Here is a 22091-nt window from a genome sequence, read left to right on the forward strand (position 1 = left end):
AGCAGTTAAGTTACGCTGCGCACGGGCAGCACGGCAGAGGTTTCCCGGGCCGAGAGTGGTGGTACTGTGCGCGTCTCCCTGATCCAGCTCGCCGTGGACCCGACGGAGACAACGGACGCCCGGCGGCAGCGCGCGGCGGACCTCGTCCGCGCCCAGCACGGCCGTGACCTGGTGGTCCTCCCCGAGCTCTGGACGGTCGGCGCCTTCGCCTTCGACTCCTTCGCCACCGGCTCCGAACCGCTGAACGGCCCCACGGCGGCGGCGATGTCGGCCGCCGCGCGGGACGCCGGGGTCTGGCTGCACGCCGGCTCGATCGTCGAACGGTCCGCGGACGGCGCCCTGTTCAACACCTCCCTCCTCTTCACCCCCGACGGCACGCTCGCCCGCACCTACCGCAAGATCCACCTCTTCGGCTTCGACCGGGGCGAGGCCGTCCTGCTCGGCGCGGGCCACGACATCGTCACCGCCCCGCTCCCGGAGACCGTGCTCGGCCTCGCCACCTGCTACGACCTCCGCTTCCCCGAACTCTTCCGGGCCCTGGTCGACGCCGGCGCCCAGACCCTCGTCGTCCCGGCCGGCTGGCCCGAGCGCCGCCGCGCTCACTGGACGCTGCTGGCCCGCGCCCGGGCCGTCGAGGACCAGGCGTACGTCCTGGCCTGCGGCACGGCGGGAACGCACGCGGGCGTGGCCCAGGCGGGCCACAGCCTGGTGATCGACCCCTGGGGCGAGGTCCTGGCCGAGGCCGGGCCGGACGAGGAGGTGCTCACCGCCGACCTGGACATGGACCGGGTGGCGACGACGCGCGAGGAGTTCCCGGCGCTGCGGAACCGGGTGCTCGGCCGCTGAGAGCCCGGCACACCCGCCAACTCCCGCCCCGGAAGCAGACGTTCCGGTCAGCGGAATGTGTGACCGTGTACGTTCAGACCCATGAACGACCAGCAGCCGTACGCCCCGACCGAGCCGTCCCTCGCGACACCTCCTCCCCTTCCCCCGGCGCGGCGGCGTCCCTGGATTCCGGCGGTCGCCGGCGCGGTGGCCGCCTCGGTCGTGTGGGGCGCCGCCCTGGCCCTGACCGGCGGGAGCGGCGGGAGCGGCGGCGCGCCCGGCCCGAGCGGCTACCGTGCCGGCGCGAACCTCTGCGAGCAGGAGACCACCAAGGCGCTCGAACGCCTCTACACCCTCAAGAGCCCCGAGTCGTCCGTGCTCCGGCACGCGAACATGGACCGCGCCGAATGCCACCGGGATCTGGAGGGCAAGGGGCCGGACGGGGCCGGCGGCATGATGCTCAACACCAGCCTCAGCCTCCACCGGAAGGCCGACCCGGGACCCGCGTTCGTCGCCGAGGCGGAGGGCGCCGACTACCTCCCGAAGAGCAAGACCACGGTCAAGAAGGTCTCCGGCCTCGGGGAGCGGGCCTACCTCGTCCGGACGGACATGGAGTACGCCCGCTTCACCACCCTCAGCGTCCTGGACGGCGGGGCCGTGTACGTCGCGAAAGTGACCTCCTCCGCCGGAAAGGGAGACGCGGACAAGGTGGCGGACGCCCTCGTAGAGGACGCCAGGGCGACCCTCCCCGTGCTCAAGCGCTCCTGACACCAGGGGCGGCGGCCACCGCTGAGCAGCGGGTTTCTTACGGGCGTGACACCGCGTTCACCGGCGGATGGCACCCTGGTGTCATGAACGCCGCTTCGCCCGCCCCCCGCCGCCCCCGTGTCCGCGCCCCCGAGCTCGTCGGCGAGGGCGGCTGGCTGAACGCGGGGGCGAGGAGCTCTCCCTGGCCGCGCTGCGCGGCCGGATCGTGATCCCCGACTTGTGGATTTCATGAACCAATGTGAGCACTCCTCGCTAGCGTTGGGCGCGTGCACCAACACACCACTGCTGACCTGTACTTGCGCCTGTCCCTGGACCGGGAGGGCAAGACCGCGATCGACCGCCAGGAAGCCGACTGCCGCGCATGGGCGGAGCGCAACGGACTGACCGTCCGCAAGGTCCACATCGACCGTGGACGTTCCGGTTACAAGAACGTCAGCCGCAAGGGATTCGATGCGGCGATCACAGCAGCCACGGCCGGCGTCGTGGGCGTTCTGATCGTCTGGAAGCTCGACCGCCTGTCCCGCAAGGGCATCGGCGAGGTCGGCAAGGCGCTGGACGACATAGGCCGAGTCGGCGGACGCCTGGTCTCCGTCATGGACGGCCTCGACACGAAGAACGACAGCGCCCGGGTCACCATCGCGATGCTGGCGGAACTGGCGCGCAATGAGTCCCGCAACCTTGGGATGCGCGTCGGCAACGCAAAGCGGTACTTGCGCCAGCGGGGCCAGTGGATCGGCGGACAGCCGCCTTACGGGCTGCTGGTGGACCCGGAGGCGAAGAAGCTCGTCCACGACCCCGAGACCGCCGTCTACGCCCGCCTGATCGCCGACGAGGCGCTGTCCGGGAAGGCCCTCGTCCACATCGCCCGGCTGCTGAACGAGCACGGGGTGGAGTCCGCCCGTGGGGGCGAGTGGAACTCGTCCAGCGTCATGCAACTCCTTCGTTCACCGGCCTTCGCCGGTCTCATGCCGCAGACCGAGTGCGAGGAGCAGCCGGACGGGACACGCAAGTACATGAACCGGGTCTCTCCCTACCGAGACCCGGAGACGCTGGAGACCGTGAGCATCGGTGAGGGGATCATCACGGTCGGGGAGCGTGAGCTCATCCTCCGCCAACTCGAAGCGCGCACGTTTCCTCTGGCGGGGAAGCGGCACGGTCACAAGCAGGGGAAGTCGCTGCTCACCGGAATAGCACGTTGTGGGCTCTGCGGGGCCCGGATGAGCAAGGCCGGCACGTCGTACCAGTGCTCCAGCCACCGCATGGGGCGGGGATGCTCCGGTGTCTCGGCCCGTGTGGAGAGCATTGACGACTACGTGACTCGGGCGTTCCTCTCACGCCTGCCGTCCCTGGAGCCTCAGGACCCGCTGCTCGCCGTGATCGCCGATCGCTGGGTACAGAGGGAGGACCCGGAGGTTTTCGCGAAGCGGGACGCGATCGAGGCGGAGATCGCGGACGAGGGGGCCCGTCTGGCGGACCTGGAGGAGGCCAGGTACGTCCGTGGCGAGTTCACCGGCGAAGACGCGATCGACCGGTACAACCGGCTCGCCGGACGACTTCGTACCCGGATCGAGGGGCTGCGCGCGGACCTGCTGCGGATGCCGACTCCTTCCGTGGACATCTCTCCGCTCCTGGATGCGAACCTGCTGCGTGAAGCCTGGGAGGCCGACGACGCAGCCGGAAGGCGTGAACGCCTCGGCCTCGCAATCGATCGCGTGGAAGTCCAGCGAGGCAAGGTGGGCGTGAGGTTCAACGGTGACGAGCGCTGCCGGATCGTCTGGGCGACCAGAAGCGAGGCTGGGGTGGAATCCACGGGTGACGAAGTGACGGAATGACGGTCGAAGCCCATTACCCCTTTAAGAGATGTTCTGAGTCTCTATAGATGGAATAGAGCAAAACGTCATTCCGTCACTTCGTCACTGGGGCCATCGGAGGGTCGGCGCGAAGTTGCGCTGGGGGTCACCATCCCGACCCCGGCCCCAGCTCGAAATACGCACGCTGGGTGCGGCGCCGTTTTTCGGGACCATCATCACCCTGACCAGCGAATATTGACCGCCGCAGGCGCCAGAGCGACACAGTTAACGCCGTGCAAAGCCTGCCGAACGCCCCATGATGCAGTCCGGAGGGCAGGGCAACACCACGAGCCTCCGCAGTCGTCCCTCCCGATCGGGAGGGCGGGCTCGGGGGCTCTCGTCCCTTCGCTGGCACCCCAACCGCCCTGTCTTAAGGCCCTCTTGCGCGGCTCAGCCGCAGGGGTGAGGCTCGTGCACGCTGGTGCAACCCACTCGACGGCGGGAGCGACCATGACCCTAAAGTTCCTCGGCATCATCCCGAACACGCCGACTGACGAGTCTCCGACGATCTGGCTCCACGAGGAGACCGGCGACCTTCTGATCCAGTCGTACAAGGCGACCGAGGACGAAGTCAGGGCCTGCCAGGAGATCGGTTCGATCCCGGGCCACTCCACGGACGTTCCGGACCACGAGACGATCATCCGGCTGCCCGCGGTGATGCTGAAGTACATCCCGCGCCCGGACGACAACTGAGAGGCAGGCCGTGCAGCCACCCGCCCGTCATGCACTGGCACGAGCACAGCACTCGGCGGTGCACCTTGAGTTGCGTGACAGCTACAAGCTCGATGATCCCGAGTTCATCGCGTGGCAGCAGGGAAAGCGCCTCGACCCCGCTGACCGGTCTTCGTGGTGGGGCGGCTGGCACGACGCGGTAAGCGAAGCGACGGCCCGAGGGGTCGTGGTCCGGCGGCTCCGGATCGTGTCGGAGCCGATCAGCGACTACGTGCGGTACGAGTACGACTGCACCTTCACGAACATCGCGGCGGGCGAACTGGTCCGGTGGCTGCCACGGCGGCAGACGACGGACTTGGCCTTGCCGGGTACCGATTTCTGGCTGTTCGACAGCGCGCAGGCGCTGTTCCACCACTTCACCGGGAACGGGCAGCTCGACCAGGACGGGCGGGAGTACACGGAGGAGCCCGAGCGGGTGAAGCTGTGCGCCGTCGCCTTCGAAGCAGCCTGGCAACGGGCCGTTCCGCACGAGGAGTACCGACCGCGCTGAGCTGTCACCACCATGGCCGTCTCACCTTCATCAAGCGCACAGCAGGCCCGGCAGGCTCTGGCGAATCGACTCGCTGAGCTGTGCCGGGATGCCGGCCTCACCGGACGGGACATCGCCCGTCTGTGCTCCTGGCATCCGTCCAAGTCGTCACGGATCATGAACGCGCGCACGCCCCCGTCCGCTGACGACATCCGGGCGTGGTGCCAGGCGTGCGGGTCGGAAGATCAGACGGAAGACCTGTTGGCCTCGCTGCGTACCGCCGAAGGCATGTGGGTCGGGTGGCGGCGAATGGAGCGCGCCGGGCTCAAACAAGCCCAGGAAGCCCGTCTCCCGCTCTTCGAGCGAACCCGCCGGTTCCGCGCGTACTCCTCGTGGTTCGTTCCGGGCCTGATCCAGACCTACGGTTACACGGAAGCCGTCTTGCGCGCGGTCCAGCGCAGACGGGTCGAAGTGGACGACGTTGCCGATGCGGTCGCCGTCCGCATGGAGCGTCAGCGCGTGCTCTACAAGGGTGATCGGCGGTTCGCGTTCCTGGTTGAGGAATCGGTCTTGGGGAACGGGCTCGGTGGGGCAGAGGTACAGGAGGAACAGCTCCGCCACCTCCTCACGGTCGGCTCTTTGCCCAGCGTCAGCCTGGGCGTGGTCCCCACACGAACCGAACGCTCCCGGATGCCGGTGGAAGGGTTCTGGATTTTCGACACCGGACAGGTCAACGTCGAGCTGGTCTCGGGCTACCTCACGCTGACCCAGCCCAGTGAGCTTGCCGCTTACGCGGACACGTTCAGGGAGCTGGCTGACATGGCGGTCTACGGAGCGAAGGCCCGAGCGCTGATCACGAGCGTCATTCAGACCCTGCGGTGATAGCCGTGCCACCTCATGCAATCTCATGGGAAGTGCGACCTCGGCGTTCCTAGCGTGGTCACCATGCGGACGACACGAGATCGGGCCGTGAAGCCGATCACCTATGCGCAGCCCCCGGTAGAGCTGCCGCTGCGAACGGATCCGGAGCCCGTACCGGCAGCCGGCTGCGGAGTCTGCGCCGCCCTGACCGCGCAGCGTCGAGAGGCCCGCCTCGAAGGCGACGGCTCCGTGGTCAGTGACTGCAACGTGGAGCTCCGGAATCACCCGCATCCGGGGGAGTCGACGTGAGTGTGAAAGCTGTGCTGCGGTACGTGAGCTACGTCATGCGCCGCCACCCATCGGCCGAGACCACGGCAACCGCGCGGTGCCTGAACCCGGACTGCCAGTGGACCTCCGAACCGACCGGGAAGGCTGACGTGTGCACCGACATGTGCATACAGCACACCGGCCGGACCGGTCACATGACCTTCCTCCGGGAGTTCTCGGAAGTCGCTGTGGTGGAGCGGGTGCCCTGAGTCGCTTCGTACGGGCGTGATCCCGCCTTCACAAGCGGATGGCAATCTTGAAATATGAACGATGCTGCCTCGGCGCCCACCCCCGCGCCCGCGCCCCGCCGTGCCCGTGTCCGTGCCCCCGAGCTGATCGGCAAGGGCGGCTGGATCAATACCGGCGGGAAGGACCTGAAGCTCGCCGATTTCCGAGGTCGCACATTGATCCTCGACTTCTGGACGTTCTGCTGCGTGAACTGCCTGCACGTTCTGGACGAGCTCCGGGAGCTGGAGGAGAAGCACCGGGACACCACGGTGATCATCGGGGTGCACTCGCCGAAGTTCGTCCACGAGGCCGAGCACCAGGCCGTCGTCGACGCCGTCGAGCGGTACGGGGTCCACCACCCCGTACTGGACGACCCCGAGCTCGCCACCTGGAAGCAGTACGCCGTCCGCGCCTGGCCGACCCTCGTCGTCATCGACCCCGAGGGGTACGTCGTCGCGCAGCACGCGGGCGAGGGGCACGCGCACGCCCTGGAGACGCTGGTCACCGAGCTGGAGAAGGAACACGAGGCGAAGGGGACGCTGCGCCGTGGGGACACCCCCTACGTGGCCCCCGAGCCGGTCGCGGGGGAGCTGCGCTTCCCGGGGAAGGCCCTGGCCCTGCCCGGGGGCACCTACCTGGTGTCCGACACCACCCGCCACCAGCTCGTCGAGCTCGCCGCGGACGGTGAGACCGTCGTCCGGCGGATCGGGACGGGGGAGCGCGGGTTCACCGACAGCCCGGCGCGGTTCAACGAGCCCCAGGGGCTCGCGCTGCTGCCCGACGGCCGGGTGGCCGTCGCCGACACCGTCAACCACGCGCTGCGCGTCTACGACCCGGAGACCCACGAGGTCGGCACGCTGGCCGGGACCGGCCGCCAGTGGTGGCAGGGTGCGGCGACGCAGGGCCCCGCGCGCGAGGTCGCGCTGTCCTCGCCGTGGGACCTGGCCTGGTTCGCGGACCGGCTGTGGATCGCCATGGCCGGCGTCCACCAGCTGTGGAGCTACGACCCGGTCGCCGGCACCGTCGGGGTCGCGGCCGGCACCACCAGCGAGGGCCTGGTCGACGGGCCCGCCGGGGAGGCGTGGTTCGCCCAGCCGTCCGGGCTGGCCGCGGCCGAGGACCGGCTGTGGATCGCCGACTCCGAGACCTCCGCCCTGCGCTACGTCGAGCGGTCCTCCGAAGGGGACGGCTTCGCGGTCCGCACCGCCGTCGGCACCGGCTTGTTCGACTTCGGGCACAGGGACGGCGACGCGGCGCAGGCCCTGTTCCAGCACCCGCTGGGCGTCACCGCGCTGCCCGACGGCTCGGTCGCCGTCGCGGACACCTACAACCACGCGCTCCGCCGCTACGACCCGGCGACCGGCCAGGTCACCACGCTGGCGACCGACCTGCGCGAGCCCTCCGACGCGGTTCTCGACGGCGACGACATCGTCGTCGTGGAGTCCGCCCGGCACCGGCTGACGCGGCTGCGGCTGCCGGAGGAGGCGGTACGCGTCGAGTCCGTGGCCCACCGCACGCGGCGCGAGGCGACCGAGGTCGCGCCCGGCGAACTGCTCCTCGATGTCGTCTTCCACGCGCCCACCGGCCAGAAGCTGGACACCCGCTACGGGCCGTCCACCCGGCTGCTGGTCAGCGCCACCCCGCCGGAGCTCCTCGCGGAAGGCGCCGGCGCGGGCACCGACCTCGCCCGGCGCGTCGTCCTGGCGGACGGCGTCGGGGAGGGCGTGCTGCACGTCTCGGCGATGGCCGCGTCCTGCGACGACGACCCCGCCAACGAGTACCCCGCCTGCCACGTGCACCAGCAGGACTGGGGTGTCCCCGTCCGGGTCACCCCCGGCGGGGCGGACCGGCTGCCGCTGGTCCTGGCCGGGTTCGACGCGGACGCCTGACCCCGGGGTACCGGGGGTCAGCGGACGAACCGGTGGTCCTCCTCGACCACCGGCGCCGCGGGGGGCGGCGGCTGCGTGCGGCGGCGCTTGAAGACGGCCACGTACGCGTTGAGGCCGATGAGGCCGGCGGCCATGAGGATCAGGCCGGCGAGGGTGAGGTTGACGCCTTCCATGTGCCAGTCGACTGCGAACGTGAGGATCGCGCCGGTGGCGATGAGACCGATGCACCATCCCATGCCCATGGCATGACTCCTTCCGGGTGGGGTCGGTCGTTCATGGACGCGCCTACCCGGGGGACGGGCGGGGATGTGCCCCGGCCCCGCCCTTTCACCGTTTCTTGCGGGGGCGGGCCCCCGCACCCCCTGAAACCGCGCTCCGCGCGGTTGTCCTCAAACGCCGGACGGGCTGACTATCCAGCCCGTCCGGCGTTTGAGGACGAGCGGCGCAGCCGCGAAAGGGGGGTCTGGGGCGCAGCCCCAGGAAACGGCGAAGTGGGGGTGCCCCCTCTGGGGGAGGGACTGGGGCAACCTCACCCACCCAGCGCAGCCGCCTCACTCGCCACCCAGTACGACGTCCGAACCGAATCGTCGATCCGCAACTTGCCCCCCGGCAGCGCGGCCTGAACCTCCCCGCCCTCCACCGGATCCCCGTTCGCCGCCTGGAGCGACACGGAAAGCTCCTTCGCCTCCCGGGCCGACCCACCGTCGGAGGACGTGGGCCGGACCCCGGCGTAAGCGGCCTTGCCGGCCGCCAGTCGCACCGGCTCCTTGGGCTTGCTGGCGGCGTCCATGTCGGCGGTCGCCTGGTCCTTGTCGAAGCGGAGGAAGGGGAAGCCGTAAGCGGTGCACTCCTTCTTCGCCGTGGCGACGAGCAGCAGCGCCCCGGCCGGCTTCTTCGCCGGCCGGGCCTCGACCTTGACGTCGGCAGGGGCGCAGGCGTCACCCTTCTTCACGCCCTTGCCGGCGCTGTCCTCGCCTTCCGAGGCGGGCGCCGTCGCCACGGCCTTGTCGCTCTTCTTGCCGTCACCGTCATCCTTACCGTCACCGCCCCCGCCGCAGGCGGTCAGCGTCAGGGCGGCCGCGGCGGTGAACGCGACGGCGGTGGTCCGCAGGAGGCGGTGGGTCATGGGTTCCCCCGGGTGGGATGTGGGTGGATCAGGTGGCGCAAGTGGTGCAGGTGGCGCATCCCGCCCGCGGGACCGACTCAGCCCGCCAGGAAGGCGGTGAGCACCGAGGCGAGGAGATGCGGGTCCTCCGCTCCGCAGAGTTCACGGGCGGAGTGCATGGAGAGGATAGCGATGCCTATGTCGACGGTGGTGATGCCGTGCCGGGCGGCGGTGATCGGGCCGATCGTGGCGCCGCAGGGAACGGAGTTGTTGGAGACGAAGTGCTGCCACGGCACGCCGGCCCGCTCGCACGCCTCCGTGAAGACGGCCCGCCCACCGCCGTCCGTGGCGTAGCGCTGGTTGACGTTGGTCTTCAGGATCGGCCCGCCGTTGGCGACCGGGTGGTGGCCGGGCTCGTGCCGCTCCGCGTAGTTGGGGTGCACCGCGTGGCCGGTGTCGGAGGAGAAGCAGACGGTGCCGGCGAAGGCGCGCGCCCGGTCCTCGTACGTCCCGCCGCGCGCGAACACCGAGCGCTCCAGGACGTTTCCGAGCAGCGGGCCCTCGGCGCCGGTGTCGGACTGGCTGCCGTTCTCCTCGTGGTCGAACGCGGCGAGGACGGGGATGTACGGCAGCGCCTCGGAGGTGACGGCGGCGGCGAGGGCGGCGGTGCCGGCGTGCACGGAGACGAGGTTGTCCATCCGCGGCCCGGCGACGAGTTCGCGGTCGCGGCCGAGGTAGGCGGGCGGTTCGACGCTGTGTGTCATCAGGTCCCAGCCGGTGATCTCGTCGGCGCCGACGCCCGCCTCCTCGGCGACGAAGCGGACGAGGTCGCCCTCGCGGACGGCGCCCTGGCCCCACAGCGGTGTCATGTGGCGCTGTCTGTCCAGCGTCAGGCCCTCGTTGACCGTGCGGTCCAGGTGGATGGCGAGCTGCGGGACGCGCATCAGGGCGCGGTCGACGTGGACGAGCCGGTGCTCGCCGCCGCGCAGCGTGATGCGCCCGGAGAGGCCCAGGTCGCGGTCGAGCCAGGTGTTGAGCAGCGTGCCGCCGTAGATCTCGACGGCGATCTGCCGCCAGCCGTGCGCGCCGGTGTCGGGCCGCGGCTTGACGCGCAGGTTGGGGGAGTCGGTGTGCGCGCCGACGATGCGGAACGGCGTGGCGGCCGTGGCGCCCTCGGGCACGTACCAGGCGATGATCGCACCGCCGCGGAGGACGAACTTGCCGCCCGCCGACGCGTCCCACGCGTCCGTCTCCGCGAGCTGCCGGAACCCCGCCTTCTCCAGCCGGGCCGCGGCGTTGGCCACCGCGTGGTACGGCGAGGGGCTCGCCGCCAGGAAGGACATGAGGTCGTCGGTATGGCCGCGGTCGAAGCGGTGCGCAGTGCTCATGGCCTCAGGATAAGGAGCGCGGCAAGGTGCGCGGCGGGAACGCGCGGAGGCCCGCTCCGGCGCGGAGCGGGCCTCGTGCGTCAAGAGGCGGAGAACCGTCGGGGCCTCAGAAGGCGGCCTCGTCCAGCTCCATCAGCGACTGGTCGACGGACTCGGCGAGCGTGCGCTCGACCGAGACGCCGGGCAGGACGTTCGCGGCGAAGAACTTCGCGGCGGCGATCTTGCCGGTGTAGAACGCCTTGTCCTTGGCGGAGGCGGCCGGCAGCTTCTCCGCCGCCACGGCCGCGCCGCGGAGGAGGAGGTAGCCGACGACGACGTCACCGGAGGCCATCAGCAGGCGGGTGGTGTTGAGGCCGACCTTGTAGATGGACTTGACGTCCTTCTCGGTGGCGGCGAGGTCGGTCAGCATGGTGCCGACGATGGCCTCCAGCTCGCCGGCGGCCTTGGCCAGGCTGTCGCGGGCGGCGGCCAGCTCCTCGCCGCCGGCGGCCTCCGCGAGGAACTTCTTGATCTCCTCGGAGAGGGTGGTCAGCGCCTGGCCCTGGTCGCGGACGATCTTCCGGAAGAAGAAGTCCTGGCCCTGGATGGCCGTGGTGCCCTCGTAGAGGGTGTCGATCTTGGCGTCGCGGATGTACTGCTCGATCGGGTACTCCTGGAGGTACCCGGAGCCGCCGAACGTCTGGAGCGACTGCGCCAGCTGCTCGTACGACTTCTCGGAACCGTAGCCCTTGACGATCGGCAGCAGCAGGTCGTTGAGGCCGTGCAGGGCCTTGGAGTCCTCGCCCGCGGCCTCCTTGACCATGATCTCGTCCTGGACGGCGGCCGTGTGGAGGACGAGGGCGCGCATGCCCTCCGCGTACGCCTTCTGCGTCATCAGCGAGCGGCGCACGTCCGGGTGGTGCGTGATGGTGACCTTGGGGGCCTTCTTGTCCATGAAGTTGGCCAGGTCCGGGCCCTGCACGCGCTCCTTGGCGTACTCCAGCGCGTTGAGGTAGCCGGTGGAGAGGGTGGCGATGGCCTTCGTGCCGACCATCATCCGCGCGAACTCGATGATCATGAACATCTGGCGGATGCCGTCGTGCTTCTCGCCGATGAGCCAGCCCTTGGCGGGGTGCTTGTCGCCGAAGGTCATCTCGCAGGTGTTGGACGCCTTGAGGCCCATCTTGTGCTCGACGTTGGTGGCGTAGACGCCGTTGCGGGCGCCGAGCTCACCGGTCTCGAAGTCGAACTCGTACTTCGGCACGAGGAAGAGCGACAGGCCCTTGGTGCCCGGTCCGGCGCCCTCGGGGCGGGCCAGAACGTAGTGGAGGATGTTGTCGGCCATGTCGTGCTCACCCGAGGTGATGAACCGCTTCACGCCCGTGATGTGCCAGGAGCCGTCCTCCTGCTGCACGGCCTTGGTGCGGCCGGCGCCCACGTCCGAGCCGGCGTCCGGCTCGGTCAGGACCATGGTCGAGCCCCACTGCTTCTCGACCGCGATCTTCGCGATGTGCTTCTGCTGCTCGGTGCCCTCCGCGAACAGCACGCCGGCGAAGGCCGGGCCGGAGGAGTACATCCAGACGGCCGGGTTGGAGCCGAGGATCGTCTCCGCGAAGCCCCACAGGAGGCTGCGCGGCGCGACCGTGCCGCCGATCTCCTCCGGGATGCCCAGGCGCCACCACTCGGCGTCCATGTACGCCTGGTAGCTCTTCTTGAAGGTGTCCGGGACGGGCGCGGTGTTGGTCTCGGGATCGAAGACCGGCGGGTTCCGGTCGGTGTCGGCGTAGGACGCGGCCAGCTCGTTCTCCGAGAGGCGGGCGATCTCCGACAGGATGTCCTTGGCGGTCTCGACGTCCATCTCCGCGAACGGGCCGGTGCCGTACAGCTTGTCGCGGCCGAGCACCTCGAAGAGGTTGAACTCGATGTCGCGGAGATTCGACTTGTAGTGGCCCATGACAACGGCTCCGTAAGGGGTGACGGGAGGGCGTTCCTCGTGCTTACCGAGTGCGTACCGATCGGTAATCTGCATGATGCTACCCACCGGTAATAAGAAGCAACCCCTGTTGGGCCAACTGTGACTGGTTACGCTTTGGCCCATGTACGGCTACGACCAGAACGTGGGACAACAGGGCTACGCCCCGCCGCAGCAGCCCGGCGGCTACGGCGAGCAGCCGCTCTACCCCGAGCCGTCCCCGCCGTCGCTCGCCGACGCGGTACGGGCCTTCACCACCGGCTCGATGTCCGCCGAGGACTTCCAGGTCATCTTCGCCAACTCCAAGGTCTACTGCCCCCGCGGCGAGAACCCCGGCTTCCTCGCCCTGCACAACACGCAGCACCCGGTGATCCCGATGTTCACCACGCTGAAGGAGCTGCGGCGCTATGCGGGCAAGGAGTCGAAGTACTTCGTCATCACGGGGGCGGAGGTGATCGATCTGCTGCCGACGGGGTACGGGTTCGTCCTCGACATGGAGGGAGACCACCGGATGGTGTTCGACGCGAAGGCGGTCGAGCAGATGGTGGACTTCGCGATGCGGCGGATGTACGGGTAGGGGGTTCGCCCCTGGCCCGCCCCTTCGCCGTTTCCTGGGGCTGCGCCCCAGACCCCGCTTGTCGCGGCTTCGCCGCTCGTCCTCAAACGCCGGACGGGCTGGATAGTGCCGCCCTGGGCGGGCACTTCAGCCTGTCCGGCGTTTGAGGACAACCGCGCGGAGCGCGGTTTTGGGGGTCCCGGGGGCTTGCCCTCGGGAAGCGGCGAAGGGGCGGGACTGGGGCACCCTCACCCGGCGGTCGCCCGCCGGTACAGCCGCTCCACCGCGTCCCCGAAGTACGAGCTGTACGACACCTCGTCGTCCCCGCCCTCCTCCTTACCGCCGAGGACGCCGACCACCGTCCCCAGCTCGGACCCCGCGCTCACATCGGTGAGCAGCGGGCTCCCGCTCGTCCCCCCGGGCAACCCCGCGCAAGCGAACCGCACCTGCGAGGCGCTCTCCCGCCGCACCACGCTCTGGCAGGCGAGCGGCCGCTCACCCTCCCCTGGGTAGCCGAGGACCCGCGCCGGCCGGTCCAGGGCCGGGCGGAAGGCGATCCGTTCGGCGCCGGTCACGTCCTCGACGCGCGCGTCGGTGCCGACCTGACGCACCCGCAGGAACGCGACGTCGTGGTCCTCGTCCCGGTTCCTCATCCACTCGGGGGTGACGTCGACCGACGTGGGGACCCAGACGCCGTACGGCGCCTCGCCGTCGTGGTAGCCGGGGGCGAAGGCGATGTCGGTGCGGAAGCCGTCGGTGTACACGCAGTGCGCGGCGGTGACCAGCAGGTCGCCCGTCCGGCTGTGGACGACGCTCGCGGTGCAGCCGTGGGCGGGCCCGTCCTGGTCGGTGTAGAAGAGGGGGCCGATCGCGGGCGAGGGGTCCCGGGGGGCCGCCTCCAGGGGGCTGGAGGGCGGCAGGGGGTCGAGGCGGGCGGCCCGGTCCGCCGCCGCCCGGGCGGCGCCCGGGCGCGGCACGCCGGGCTCGGTCCGTACGGCCGAGGCCATCGCGACCGCGGCGTCGTCCCCGACGGACTCCGGCTCCGCGTAGTGGCCCGAGGACTCGCCCGCGGCCAGCGGCCCGTCGATGGCCTCGCCCCTGGTCGCGACCAGGACGCCGAGGACGGCCAGGGCCAGCACGGTGGCGACGAGGACGGTGTAACCGGCCTTGCCGGGGCCGGCGAAGGATCTGGCGGCGGGTCTGGCGGCGGGTCTGACGCGCATTGATCAAGTGTCCCAGGAGACCGGCCGGGAACACCCACTCCTTGCAGGTTGTTAACCCTTCAACTAAATTGAACGCGACCTGGGGGACGCGACGTCCGAGGAGGGCGACATGCCTGCTGTAACTGCGGAGAACCCGCTGAGCCTGCCGCGCGTGACGGCACCGGTGGGGCCGGCGGCCCGTCCCGTGCTGGCGGTGTCCACCGCGCCCGCCGGCTTCGAGGGCGAGGGCTTCCCGGTCCGCCGGGCCTTCGCCGGCATCGACTACCGGCACCTCGACCCGTTCATCATGATGGACCAGATGGGCGAGGTGGACTACGCGGCCGGCGAGCCGAAGGGCACCCCCTGGCACCCGCACCGCGGCTTCGAGACCGTCACCTACATCATCGACGGCACCTTCGTGCACCGGGACTCGCACGGCGGCGGTGGCGTGATCACCGACGGCGACACCCAGTGGATGACCGCCGGCTCCGGGCTGCTGCACATCGAGACGCCGCCCGAGGAGCTCGTGGCGAGCGGCGGGCTGTTCCACGGCCTCCAGCTGTGGGTCAACCTGCCCCGCGCGGACAAGATGATCGCGCCCAAGTACCAGGACATCCGCGGCGGCAACGTGAAGCTGCTCGCCTCGGAGGACGGCGGCGCGCTCGTCCGGCTGATCGCCGGGGACGTCGCGGGCCACGCCGGGCCCGGCGCCACGCACACCCCGATAACGATGATCCACGCCTCGCTCAGCCCCGGCGCCCGGCTGGTGCTGCCCTGGCGGCCCGACTTCAACGCCCTCGCCTACGGGCTGGCCGGCCACGGCTCGGCCGGCACCGAGCGGCGGCCGTTCCGCAGCGGGCAGTCGGTGGTCTTCGGGGCCGGGGACGCGCTGGTGGTCCAGGCCGGGGACGTCCAGGACTCCCGCAGCGAGCGGTTCGAGGTGGTCCTGCTCGGCGGCCGGCCGCTGCGCGAGCCGATGATGCACTACGGCCCGTTCGTCATGAACACGCACGCGGAGCTCGCCCAGGCCTTCGACGACTTCAAGGCCGGCCGGCTGGGGACGATCCCGGCGTCCTGATCCGCGGGCGTGCCCGGCCCGTCCGCCCAACCGCCACCGAAAGCGGTCCATTCATTCGGTGAATCACTCCAACGAGTGAAGGCGGTCGGCGTTCCCGCCACCCGGCGCGGGGGAAGAAATCGGGCCCGCCCTTCCGGCGGGGCCCGCCCTTCCGGCGCAGGCCCACCGCCTCCCGTACGGACCCGGCCGCTCCGGGCCCGTCAGGGGAGGTGTCCCGGACGCGGTGGGGGCTCACCCGGTTCAGGGGGTGAGCCCCCACCGCCCTGCCCGCGGAAACGGCAGCCGCGACCCCTAGGTGATCGCCGCGAGATCGTCCGGCGACGGCCGGTCCGCCTCGTACAGCTCGAACCAGATGTTCTTGCCCTCGCCCTGCGGATCCACCCCCCACGCCCCCGCGAGCAGCTCCATCAGCACCAGACCGCGCCCCGACGAGGCCATCTCGCCCGGGTGGCGCCGGTGCGGCAGCTCGTCGCTGGTGTCCGCGACGTCCACCCGCACCCGCCGGTGCCCCGGCTCCCCGGCTATGGACGCCATCAGCAGCGCGTCCCCGTCCGTGTGCACCAGGACGTTGGTGAGCATCTCGGACACCATGAGCACCGCCGAGTCGGTCTGGTCCGCGTCCGGCCAGTCGTGCATCAGGTCCCGCACCTGCTGCCGGGCCTCCGCGATGCGCTCCGGCTCGGCCTGGGCGATGCTCATCACCGTCCGCCGCGGCGGCACCTCCGCGGCGCGCGCGGCGGCCGGGGCCGGCGGTTCGCGGCGGAGCAGGAGCAGCGCGATGTCGTCCTCCCGCCGGTCCACCAGCGGCCCGGTCGTGTAGTGCGAGGACGGGCCGTGGACGGCCTGGACGAGCGCGTCGGCCAGCGTCTCCAGGAACGCCGGGTCGTCCGCCGCCCGCTCGCCCTCGATCACCTCCCGCAGCCGCGACCAGCCGGTCTCCAGGTCGTGCCCGCCGGTCTCGATCAGGCCGTCGGTGCAGACCAGCATCGTCTCGCCGGGCTCCAGGACGAGCCGGGTGGTGGGGTAGTCGGTGTCCGGGTCGATGCCCAGCGGCAGCCCGCCGGCCGTGGCGCGGACCAGCATCGTGCCGTCGCTCAGCCGGATCGCCGGGTCCGGGTGGCCGGCCCGGGCGATGACCAGCAGCCCGGTCGCCGGGTCCACCTCGATGTAGAGGCAGGTGGCGAAGCGCGGGTCCGGGGGGACGCCGTCGTCGACGCCGGACAGGCCGCTGACGTTGATGCCGGCCAGGAAGCGGGAGGCCCGGGAGAGGACGGCGTCCGGGTGGTGGCCCTCGGACGCGTAGGCGCGCAGCGCGATCCGCAGCTGGCCCATCAGCCCGGCGGCCCGTACGTCGTGCCCCTGGACGTCCCCGATGACCAGCGCGAGCCGGCCGGAGGGCAGCGGGATCATGTCGTACCAGTCGCCGCCGACCTCCAGGCCGCCGCCGGTCGGCACGTAGCGGGCCGCCACCGACATCCCGGGGATGTCCGGCTGGACCGTCGGCATCATCGAGCGCTGGAGGCCGACGGAGAGCTCCTTCTCCGACTCGTGGACGCTCGCCCGGCTCAGCGCCTGCGCCAGCATCCGGGCGACCGTGGTGAGCACCGACCGCTCGTCCGGGGTGAAGGCCACCGGGACGCTGAAGCCGGCCATCCAGGCGCCGATCGTCCGCCCGGCGTTGATCAGCGGCAGGAACGCCCAGGAGCGCCGGCCGAACTTCGCCACCAGCGGCCAGACGGCCGGGAAGCGGCGCGCGTACTCCTCCGGGGACGGGATGTAGATCGCCCGGCCGGTGCGGACGACCTCGGGCGCCGGGTGGTGGCCGTCCAGCGGTATCTCCAGGAACGCCGACACGTCGTCCAGCGCGTAGCCGTGGTGGCCGATCAGCGTCACCCGGCCGCCGTCGGTGCCGAAGACCGCCAGCGCCGACGGCTCGAAGCCCGGCATCGACAGGCCCGCCGCCACCCGCAGCACCTCGGCGGTGGACCGGGCCTCGGCCAGCGCCCGGCCCGCGTCCAGCAAGAACGCCTCCCGGTTGCGGCGCCAGTCGCCGGTGACGGGCGTCCGGGCGGGCGAGGTGCCCGGATGCGGAGCGGGGACCTCCGCCAGGGTGCCGACGAGCGCCGGGGAGCCGTTCCCGTCCGACTGCCGGGTGCGGACGCGGACCGTCCGGCGGATCCGGCCCGTCTCGTCCACCACCCGGACCCGGGCCTCGGCGAGGGCGTCCTCGGAGATCGCCACGCTGAGCAGGCCCTGGAACTCCACCCAGTCGACCGCGTGGAACCGGGCGCGCGCGGCCGACTCGGACAGCTCCGTCCGCTCGGCGGGCAGGCCCAGCAGCCGGGCCGCCTCGGCGTCGAAGGTGACGCGTCCCGTGGCCCGGTCCCAGTGCCACAGGCCGGTCGCCACGGCGGCCAGCACGTCCTCGGTGCGCATTGCCCCACTTTATGTGGGTTCGGTCGGTGCAGACCACCGATGGCGGGTGGGGCAGTACCCTTGCTCAGTGCTGTATGCACGCGCCAACCGCTGGCATGCACGCTAACCCAGTGCGGCGAGCCAGTGCCGCGCGCCTCTCGAACCACGCCTTCGACCACGACTTGGATGAACGATGCATCGTTACCGGTCCCACACCTGCGGCGAGCTCCGTGCGGCTGACGTCGACACCGACGTGCGGCTGAGTGGCTGGCTGCACAATCGGCGCGACCTGGGCGGCATCCTCTTCATCGATCTCCGCGACCACCACGGTCTCGTGCAGCTCGTCGCCCGCCCCGGCACCCCCGCCAACGAGGCGCTCGGCCGGCTCACCAAGGAGACCGTCGTCCGCATCGACGGCAAGGTCATGAGCCGCGGCGCGGAGAACGTCAACCCCGACCTCCCCACCGGCGAGATCGAGGTCGAGGTCACCGACGTCGAGGTGCTCGGCGCCGCCGACCCGCTGCCCTTCACGATCAACACCGAGGACGGCGTCAACGAGGAGCGCCGCCTGGAGTACCGCTTCCTCGACCTGCGCCGCGAGCGCATGCACCGCAACATCATGCTGCGCGGCGCCGTCATCCGCTCCATCCGCGAGAAGATGACCGCGCTCGGCTTCAACGAGCTGGCCACCCCGATCCTGTCCGCCACCTCCCCCGAGGGCGCGCGCGACTTCCTGGTCCCCTCCCGCCTGCACGCCGGCAAGTTCTACGCGCTGCCGCAGGCGCCGCAGCAGTTCAAGCAGCTGCTGATGATCGCGGGCTTCGACCGCTACTTCCAGATCGCGCCCTGCTTCCGCGACGAGGACGCCCGTGCCGACCGCTCGCCGGGCGAGTTCTACCAGCTCGACATGGAGATGTCCTTCGTCGAGCAGGAGGACGTCTTCCAGGTCATCGAGAAGGTCATGACCGACCTCTTCGAGGAGTTCGGCAACGGCCGCCACGTCACCTCGCCGTTCCCGCGCATCCCGTTCCGCGAGGCGATGCTCAAGTACGGCTCCGACAAGCCCGACCTGCGCGCCAAGCTGGAGCTCGTCGACATCTCCGACGTCTTCGCGGGCTCGGAGTTCAAGGCCTTCGCCGGCAAGCACGTCCGTGCGCTCGCCGTGCCGGACGTCCAGGACCAGCCGCGCAAGTTCTTCGACGGTCTCGGCGAGTTCGCCGTCGAGCAGGGCGCCAAGGGCCTGGCCTGGGTCCGCGTCGGCGAGGACGGGACGCTGTCCGGCCCGATCGCCAAGTTCCTCACCGAGGAGAACGTCAAGGTCCTCACCGAGCGGCTGGGCCTGGCCGCCGGCCACGCCGTCTTCTTCGGCGCGGGCGAGTTCGACGAGGTCTCCAAGATCATGGGCGCGGTCCGCGTCGAGGCCGCCAAGCGCGCCGGCCAGTTCGAGGAGAACGTCTTCCGGTTCTGCTGGATCGTCGACTTCCCGATGTTCGAGAAGGACGAGGAGACCGGCAAGATCGAGTTCTCCCACAACCCGTTCTCCATGCCCCAGGGCGGCCTCGAGGCCCTGGAGACGATGGACCCGCTGGACATCCTCGCCTGGCAGTACGACATCGTCTGCAACGGCGTCGAGCTCTCCTCCGGCGCCATCCGGAACCACGAGCCCGAGGTCATGTACAAGGCGTTCGGGATCGCCGGCTACTCGCAGGAGGAGGTCGAGCGCGAGTTCGGCGGCATGCTCCGCGCGTTCAAGTTCGGCGCCCCGCCGCACGGCGGCATCGCCCCGGGCGTCGACCGCATCGTGATGCTGCTGGCCGACGAGCCGAACATCCGCGAGACCATCGCCTTCCCGCTCAACGGCAACGCCCAGGACCTGCTGATGGGCGCCCCGAGCGAGGTCGACGAGTCCCGGCTGAAGGAGCTCCACCTGTCGCTGCGCAAGCCGCCGACGGTGAAGTAGCCATGAGGTGACGACGAGGGGCCCGGCGCCGATGTGCCGGGCCCTTCCTCGTACCCGCGCGCCCATGGCCTGAGCTGCCGGGGCGGCCCCCACCCCCGTGGGGAGCCGTCGGCCGGCCCGCACCGGCGTGGCGCGTGCCGGGGTGGCTCACACCAGCGCGCCGATCTCCGGCAGCGGTTCCGGCGGGCAGCAGCCGGCCGCGGCGTGCACCGCCCGCCCCAGCCGCCGCGGGGTGACCCGGGGCGTCTGGAGGACGGTCCGCGCGCCGTACTCCCACACCGCCATCAGCTCCGCGTCGCCGAGCCCGTCGGCCACCACCACCAGCGGCGCCCAGCTTCCCCGGCTCCGCCGGCGCAGTTCGCCCGCGGCGTCGCGGTCGTGCCGCCCGAGCAGCAGGATCTGCACCGCCGCGCCGTCCCTCACCACCCGGATGCCGGGCAGGGCCCGCAGTTCGCGGGCGAGGCGGGCGCGGCCCACCTCGTCGGTGGCGTGCACACTCACGGTGATTCGGTCATCCAACACTGGTCCGGTCTTCCTTCGGTCTCCCCCACGGCCAACACCGGACAGCCTGCCGCGGCCCGCTCAACGAACGATTGCCGAACGATCAACGCGCGTCGCACGGAGACGGGACAGGGCTTGCGCGGAGACGGGACAGGGCCCGGAACCTGAGGTTCCGGGCCCTGCGCGTACGGGTTCGAGGAGCGGATCAGGCGGCCTCGTCGCCCCCGCCGAAGCGCTCGCGGTAGGACTCCAGGTCCTCCTCCGTGATCTTCGCGAAGAGCACCGGCGGGACGGTGAACGCCGTGCCGGCCGGCACCGACGACAGCGAGCGGGCTTCGTCCTGCGTCACCCAGGTCCGGTCGTCCCCGGTGAGCGCGAACGCCGACCGCATCGCGGCGGCCGTCGCCGGGATGAACGGCTCGGAGACCACCGCGTAGAGGTGGATCAGGTTCATCGCCGTGCGCAGCGTCAGCGCCGCCGCGTCCGGGTCGGTCTTGATCTCCAGCCAGGGGGCCTTGGTCTCCAGGTAGGAGTTGCCCGCGCTCCACAGGGCGCGCAGCGCCTGCGCCGCCTTGCGGAACTGCATCTCCTCCATGTGCGCCTCGTACTCGGCGAGCAGCCGCGCGACCTCCCGGCCGAGCTCGGTCTCCGCCGCGCCCGCCTCGCTGCCGGCCGGGACCTCGTCGCCGAACCGCTTGCGGGAGAAGGACAGGACGCGGTTGACGAAGTTGCCCAGCACGTCCGCGAGGTCCTTGTTGACCGTCGCGGAGAACAGCTCCCAGCTGAACGACGTGTCGTCCGACTCGGGGGCGTTGGCCATCATGAAGTAGCGCCAGTAGTCGGCGGGCAGGATCTCCAGCGCGTCGTGCGTGAAGACGCCGCGCCGCTGTGAGGTGGAGAACTTGCCGCCGTAGTAGTTCAGCCAGTTGAAGGCCTTGACGTAGTCGACGCGCTTCCACGGCTCACGGGTGCCGAGCTCCGTCGCCGGGAACATCACCGTGTGGAACGGGACGTTGTCCTTGCCCATGAACTGGGTGTAGCGGACGTCCGTCGCCTCGTACCACCACGACTTCCAGTCGCGCTCCGCAGGCAGCTCGTCAGCCCACTCCTTGGTGGCGCCGATGTACTCGACGGGGGCGTCGAACCAGACGTAGAAGACCTTGCCCTCGGCCGCCAGCTCCGGCCAGGTGTCGGCCGGGACCGGGACGCCCCACTCCAGGTCACGGGTGATCGAGCGGTCGTGCAGGCCCTCGGTCAGCCACTTGCGGGCGATCGACGACGCCAGGACCGGCCAGTCCTTGCCCTGCTCGTCGATCCACGCCTCGACCTCGCCCTGCAGCTTGGACTGGAGCAGGAACAGGTGCTTGGTCTCCCGCACCTCCAGGTCGCTGCTGCCGCTGATCGCCGAGCGGGCGTCGATCAGGTCCGTGGGGTCCAGTACGCGCGTGCAGTTCTCGCACTGGTCGCCGCGGGCCTTGTCGTAGCCGCAGTGCGGGCAGGTGCCGACGATGTAGCGGTCGGGCAGGAAGCGCTCGTCCGCCAGCGAGTACACCTGGCGGATCGCGCGCTCCTCGATGAACCCGTTCTTCTGCAGCTGCCGCGCGAAGTGCTGGGTGATCTCGCGGTTCTGCGCGGAGGAGCTGCGGCCGAAGTAGTCGAAGGAGAGCCCGAACCCGTCGTAGATCGCCTTCTGTGCCTCATGCTGCTGGGCGCAGTACGCGTCCACCGGCAGACCGGCCTCCTTGGCGGCCAGTTCGGCCGGGGTGCCGTGCTCGTCGGTGGCGCAGATGTAGAGCGTCTCGCGGCCGGTCTGGCGCAGGTAGCGCGCGTAGACGTCCGCCGGGAGCATGGACCCCACCATGTTGCCCAGGTGCTTGATCCCGTTGATGTACGGAAGGGCGCTGGTGATGAGGTGTCGAGCCATGCCGGCTGCTCCCTGGTCGGTGCTCGGGTACGGAGCCTGTGACCCTGTGTCCACAGGCACCT

The 22091-nt window shown here is 70.9% G+C and carries 20 protein-coding genes; 12 read left to right on the forward strand and 8 right to left on the reverse strand.

The window, feature by feature from the left end; translation table 11 throughout:
• Positions 1–66: 66 nt before the first annotated feature.
• The 9 genes from JNW98_RS00705 (at position 67) to JNW98_RS00745 (ending at position 7949) form a co-directional block, all read left to right on the forward strand.
• On the forward strand, positions 67–846 hold the full coding sequence (locus JNW98_RS00705; protein ID WP_223766061.1) for a carbon-nitrogen family hydrolase: 780 nt from the start codon (positions 67–69) through the stop codon (positions 844–846).
• Positions 847–927: 81 nt separating this feature from the next.
• Positions 928–1593: a hypothetical protein gene (locus JNW98_RS00710; protein ID WP_223766062.1), complete on the forward strand. Its 666-nt coding sequence runs from the start codon at positions 928–930 to the stop codon at positions 1591–1593.
• A gap of 83 nt (positions 1594–1676) precedes the next feature.
• Positions 1677–1802, forward strand: coding sequence for a hypothetical protein (locus JNW98_RS36005; protein WP_263420252.1), 126 nt, complete (start codon positions 1677–1679; stop codon positions 1800–1802).
• A gap of 57 nt (positions 1803–1859) precedes the next feature.
• A complete protein-coding gene (locus JNW98_RS00715) occupies positions 1860–3425 on the forward strand; it encodes a recombinase family protein (protein WP_223766063.1) in 1566 nt (521 codons plus the stop codon).
• A gap of 468 nt (positions 3426–3893) precedes the next feature.
• Positions 3894–4136 (forward strand): hypothetical protein, encoded by a 243-nt coding sequence (locus JNW98_RS00720; protein WP_223766064.1) that lies wholly within the window; start codon positions 3894–3896, stop codon positions 4134–4136.
• A 10-nt stretch (positions 4137–4146) separates the two neighbouring features.
• A complete protein-coding gene (locus tag JNW98_RS00725; protein ID WP_372459136.1) occupies positions 4147–4665 on the forward strand; it encodes a DUF6879 family protein in 519 nt (172 codons plus the stop codon).
• Positions 4666–4677: 12 nt separating this feature from the next.
• A complete protein-coding gene (locus JNW98_RS00730) occupies positions 4678–5526 on the forward strand; it encodes a helix-turn-helix domain-containing protein (protein WP_223766066.1) in 849 nt (282 codons plus the stop codon).
• A gap of 284 nt (positions 5527–5810) precedes the next feature.
• Entirely contained in the window at positions 5811–6041 is a 231-nt protein-coding gene (locus JNW98_RS00740) for a DUF7848 domain-containing protein (protein WP_223766068.1), read from the forward strand.
• A 54-nt stretch (positions 6042–6095) separates the two neighbouring features.
• The gene (locus JNW98_RS00745; RefSeq protein ID WP_223766069.1) at positions 6096–7949 is read left to right on the forward strand and encodes an NHL domain-containing thioredoxin family protein; all 1854 of its coding nucleotides are present in this window, start codon (positions 6096–6098) and stop codon (positions 7947–7949) included.
• 17 nt (positions 7950–7966) lie between these two features.
• On the opposite strand, the gene JNW98_RS00750 is transcribed toward JNW98_RS00745, so the two are convergent.
• The 4 genes from JNW98_RS00750 to JNW98_RS00765 all read right to left on the reverse strand — a co-directional run bounded on the left by JNW98_RS00750 (position 7967) and on the right by JNW98_RS00765 (position 12375).
• The gene (locus tag JNW98_RS00750; RefSeq protein ID WP_185940290.1) at positions 7967–8191 is read right to left on the reverse strand and encodes a DUF6458 family protein; all 225 of its coding nucleotides are present in this window, start codon (positions 8189–8191) and stop codon (positions 7967–7969) included.
• Between the two features lie 287 nt (positions 8192–8478).
• Positions 8479–9075: a DUF4232 domain-containing protein gene (locus tag JNW98_RS00755; protein ID WP_223766070.1), complete on the reverse strand. Its 597-nt coding sequence runs from the start codon at positions 9073–9075 to the stop codon at positions 8479–8481.
• 77 nt (positions 9076–9152) lie between these two features.
• Positions 9153–10442: a M18 family aminopeptidase gene (locus JNW98_RS00760; RefSeq protein WP_223766071.1), complete on the reverse strand. Its 1290-nt coding sequence runs from the start codon at positions 10440–10442 to the stop codon at positions 9153–9155.
• Positions 10443–10548: 106 nt separating this feature from the next.
• Positions 10549–12375, reverse strand: a complete 1827-nt coding sequence (locus JNW98_RS00765; protein ID WP_223766072.1) for an acyl-CoA dehydrogenase — start codon at positions 12373–12375, stop codon at positions 10549–10551.
• Positions 12376–12517: 142 nt separating this feature from the next.
• Here JNW98_RS00765 and JNW98_RS00770 point away from each other — a divergent pair, with 142 nt between their 5' ends.
• Entirely contained in the window at positions 12518–12970 is a 453-nt protein-coding gene (locus JNW98_RS00770; protein WP_223766073.1) for an SseB family protein, read from the forward strand.
• A 227-nt stretch (positions 12971–13197) separates the two neighbouring features.
• Here the strand turns inward: JNW98_RS00770 and JNW98_RS00775 are convergent, their stop codons facing one another.
• Positions 13198–14172, reverse strand: coding sequence for a trypsin-like serine peptidase (locus tag JNW98_RS00775; RefSeq protein ID WP_223766074.1), 975 nt, complete (start codon positions 14170–14172; stop codon positions 13198–13200).
• A 109-nt stretch (positions 14173–14281) separates the two neighbouring features.
• Between JNW98_RS00775 and JNW98_RS00780 the strand changes: the two genes are divergently transcribed.
• Positions 14282–15229, forward strand: coding sequence for a pirin family protein (locus tag JNW98_RS00780; protein WP_223766075.1), 948 nt, complete (start codon positions 14282–14284; stop codon positions 15227–15229).
• A gap of 291 nt (positions 15230–15520) precedes the next feature.
• On the opposite strand, the gene JNW98_RS00785 is transcribed toward JNW98_RS00780, so the two are convergent.
• The gene (locus tag JNW98_RS00785) at positions 15521–17665 is read right to left on the reverse strand and encodes an ATP-binding SpoIIE family protein phosphatase (protein ID WP_223766076.1); all 2145 of its coding nucleotides are present in this window, start codon (positions 17663–17665) and stop codon (positions 15521–15523) included.
• A gap of 172 nt (positions 17666–17837) precedes the next feature.
• Between JNW98_RS00785 and aspS the strand changes: the two genes are divergently transcribed.
• Positions 17838–19604 carry an aspartate--tRNA ligase gene (gene aspS, locus JNW98_RS00790; protein ID WP_223766077.1) on the forward strand — a complete coding sequence of 589 codons (1767 nt, stop codon included), beginning with the start codon at positions 17838–17840 and terminating at the stop codon, positions 19602–19604.
• A gap of 147 nt (positions 19605–19751) precedes the next feature.
• Here the strand turns inward: aspS and JNW98_RS00795 are convergent, their stop codons facing one another.
• Both JNW98_RS00795 and metG read right to left on the reverse strand, forming a co-directional pair.
• A complete protein-coding gene (locus JNW98_RS00795) occupies positions 19752–20126 on the reverse strand; it encodes a DNA-binding response regulator (protein WP_223766078.1) in 375 nt (124 codons plus the stop codon).
• A 184-nt stretch (positions 20127–20310) separates the two neighbouring features.
• Entirely contained in the window at positions 20311–22029 is a 1719-nt protein-coding gene (metG, locus tag JNW98_RS00800; protein ID WP_223766079.1) for a methionine--tRNA ligase, read from the reverse strand.
• Between the last annotated feature and the right edge of the window lie 62 nt (positions 22030–22091).

It is taken from the genome of Streptomyces huiliensis, from assembly GCF_020037025.1.
GTDB classification, from domain to species: Bacteria; Actinomycetota; Actinomycetes; order Streptomycetales; family Streptomycetaceae; genus Streptomyces; species Streptomyces huiliensis.

Coding starts and splice junctions, on each gene's coding strand:
- JNW98_RS00750 (WP_185940290.1), bottom strand. CDS start 8,191: ATGGGCATGGGATGGTGCATCGGTCTCATCGCCACCGGCGCGATCCTC.
- JNW98_RS00785 (WP_223766076.1), bottom strand. CDS start 17,665: ATGCGCACCGAGGACGTGCTGGCCGCCGTGGCGACCGGCCTGTGGCAC.
- JNW98_RS00760 (WP_223766071.1), bottom strand. CDS start 10,442: ATGAGCACTGCGCACCGCTTCGACCGCGGCCATACCGACGACCTCATG.
- JNW98_RS00765 (WP_223766072.1), bottom strand. CDS start 12,375: ATGGGCCACTACAAGTCGAATCTCCGCGACATCGAGTTCAACCTCTTC.
- aspS (WP_223766077.1), top strand. CDS start 17,838: ATGCATCGTTACCGGTCCCACACCTGCGGCGAGCTCCGTGCGGCTGAC.
- JNW98_RS00720 (WP_223766064.1), top strand. CDS start 3,894: ATGACCCTAAAGTTCCTCGGCATCATCCCGAACACGCCGACTGACGAG.
- JNW98_RS00775 (WP_223766074.1), bottom strand. CDS start 14,172: ATGCGCGTCAGACCCGCCGCCAGACCCGCCGCCAGATCCTTCGCCGGC.
- JNW98_RS00755 (WP_223766070.1), bottom strand. CDS start 9,075: ATGACCCACCGCCTCCTGCGGACCACCGCCGTCGCGTTCACCGCCGCG.
- JNW98_RS00730 (WP_223766066.1), top strand. CDS start 4,678: ATGGCCGTCTCACCTTCATCAAGCGCACAGCAGGCCCGGCAGGCTCTG.
- JNW98_RS00780 (WP_223766075.1), top strand. CDS start 14,282: ATGCCTGCTGTAACTGCGGAGAACCCGCTGAGCCTGCCGCGCGTGACG.
- JNW98_RS00710 (WP_223766062.1), top strand. CDS start 928: ATGAACGACCAGCAGCCGTACGCCCCGACCGAGCCGTCCCTCGCGACA.
- JNW98_RS00770 (WP_223766073.1), top strand. CDS start 12,518: ATGTACGGCTACGACCAGAACGTGGGACAACAGGGCTACGCCCCGCCG.
- JNW98_RS36005 (WP_263420252.1), top strand. CDS start 1,677: ATGAACGCCGCTTCGCCCGCCCCCCGCCGCCCCCGTGTCCGCGCCCCC.
- metG (WP_223766079.1), bottom strand. CDS start 22,029: ATGGCTCGACACCTCATCACCAGCGCCCTTCCGTACATCAACGGGATC.
- JNW98_RS00745 (WP_223766069.1), top strand. CDS start 6,096: ATGAACGATGCTGCCTCGGCGCCCACCCCCGCGCCCGCGCCCCGCCGT.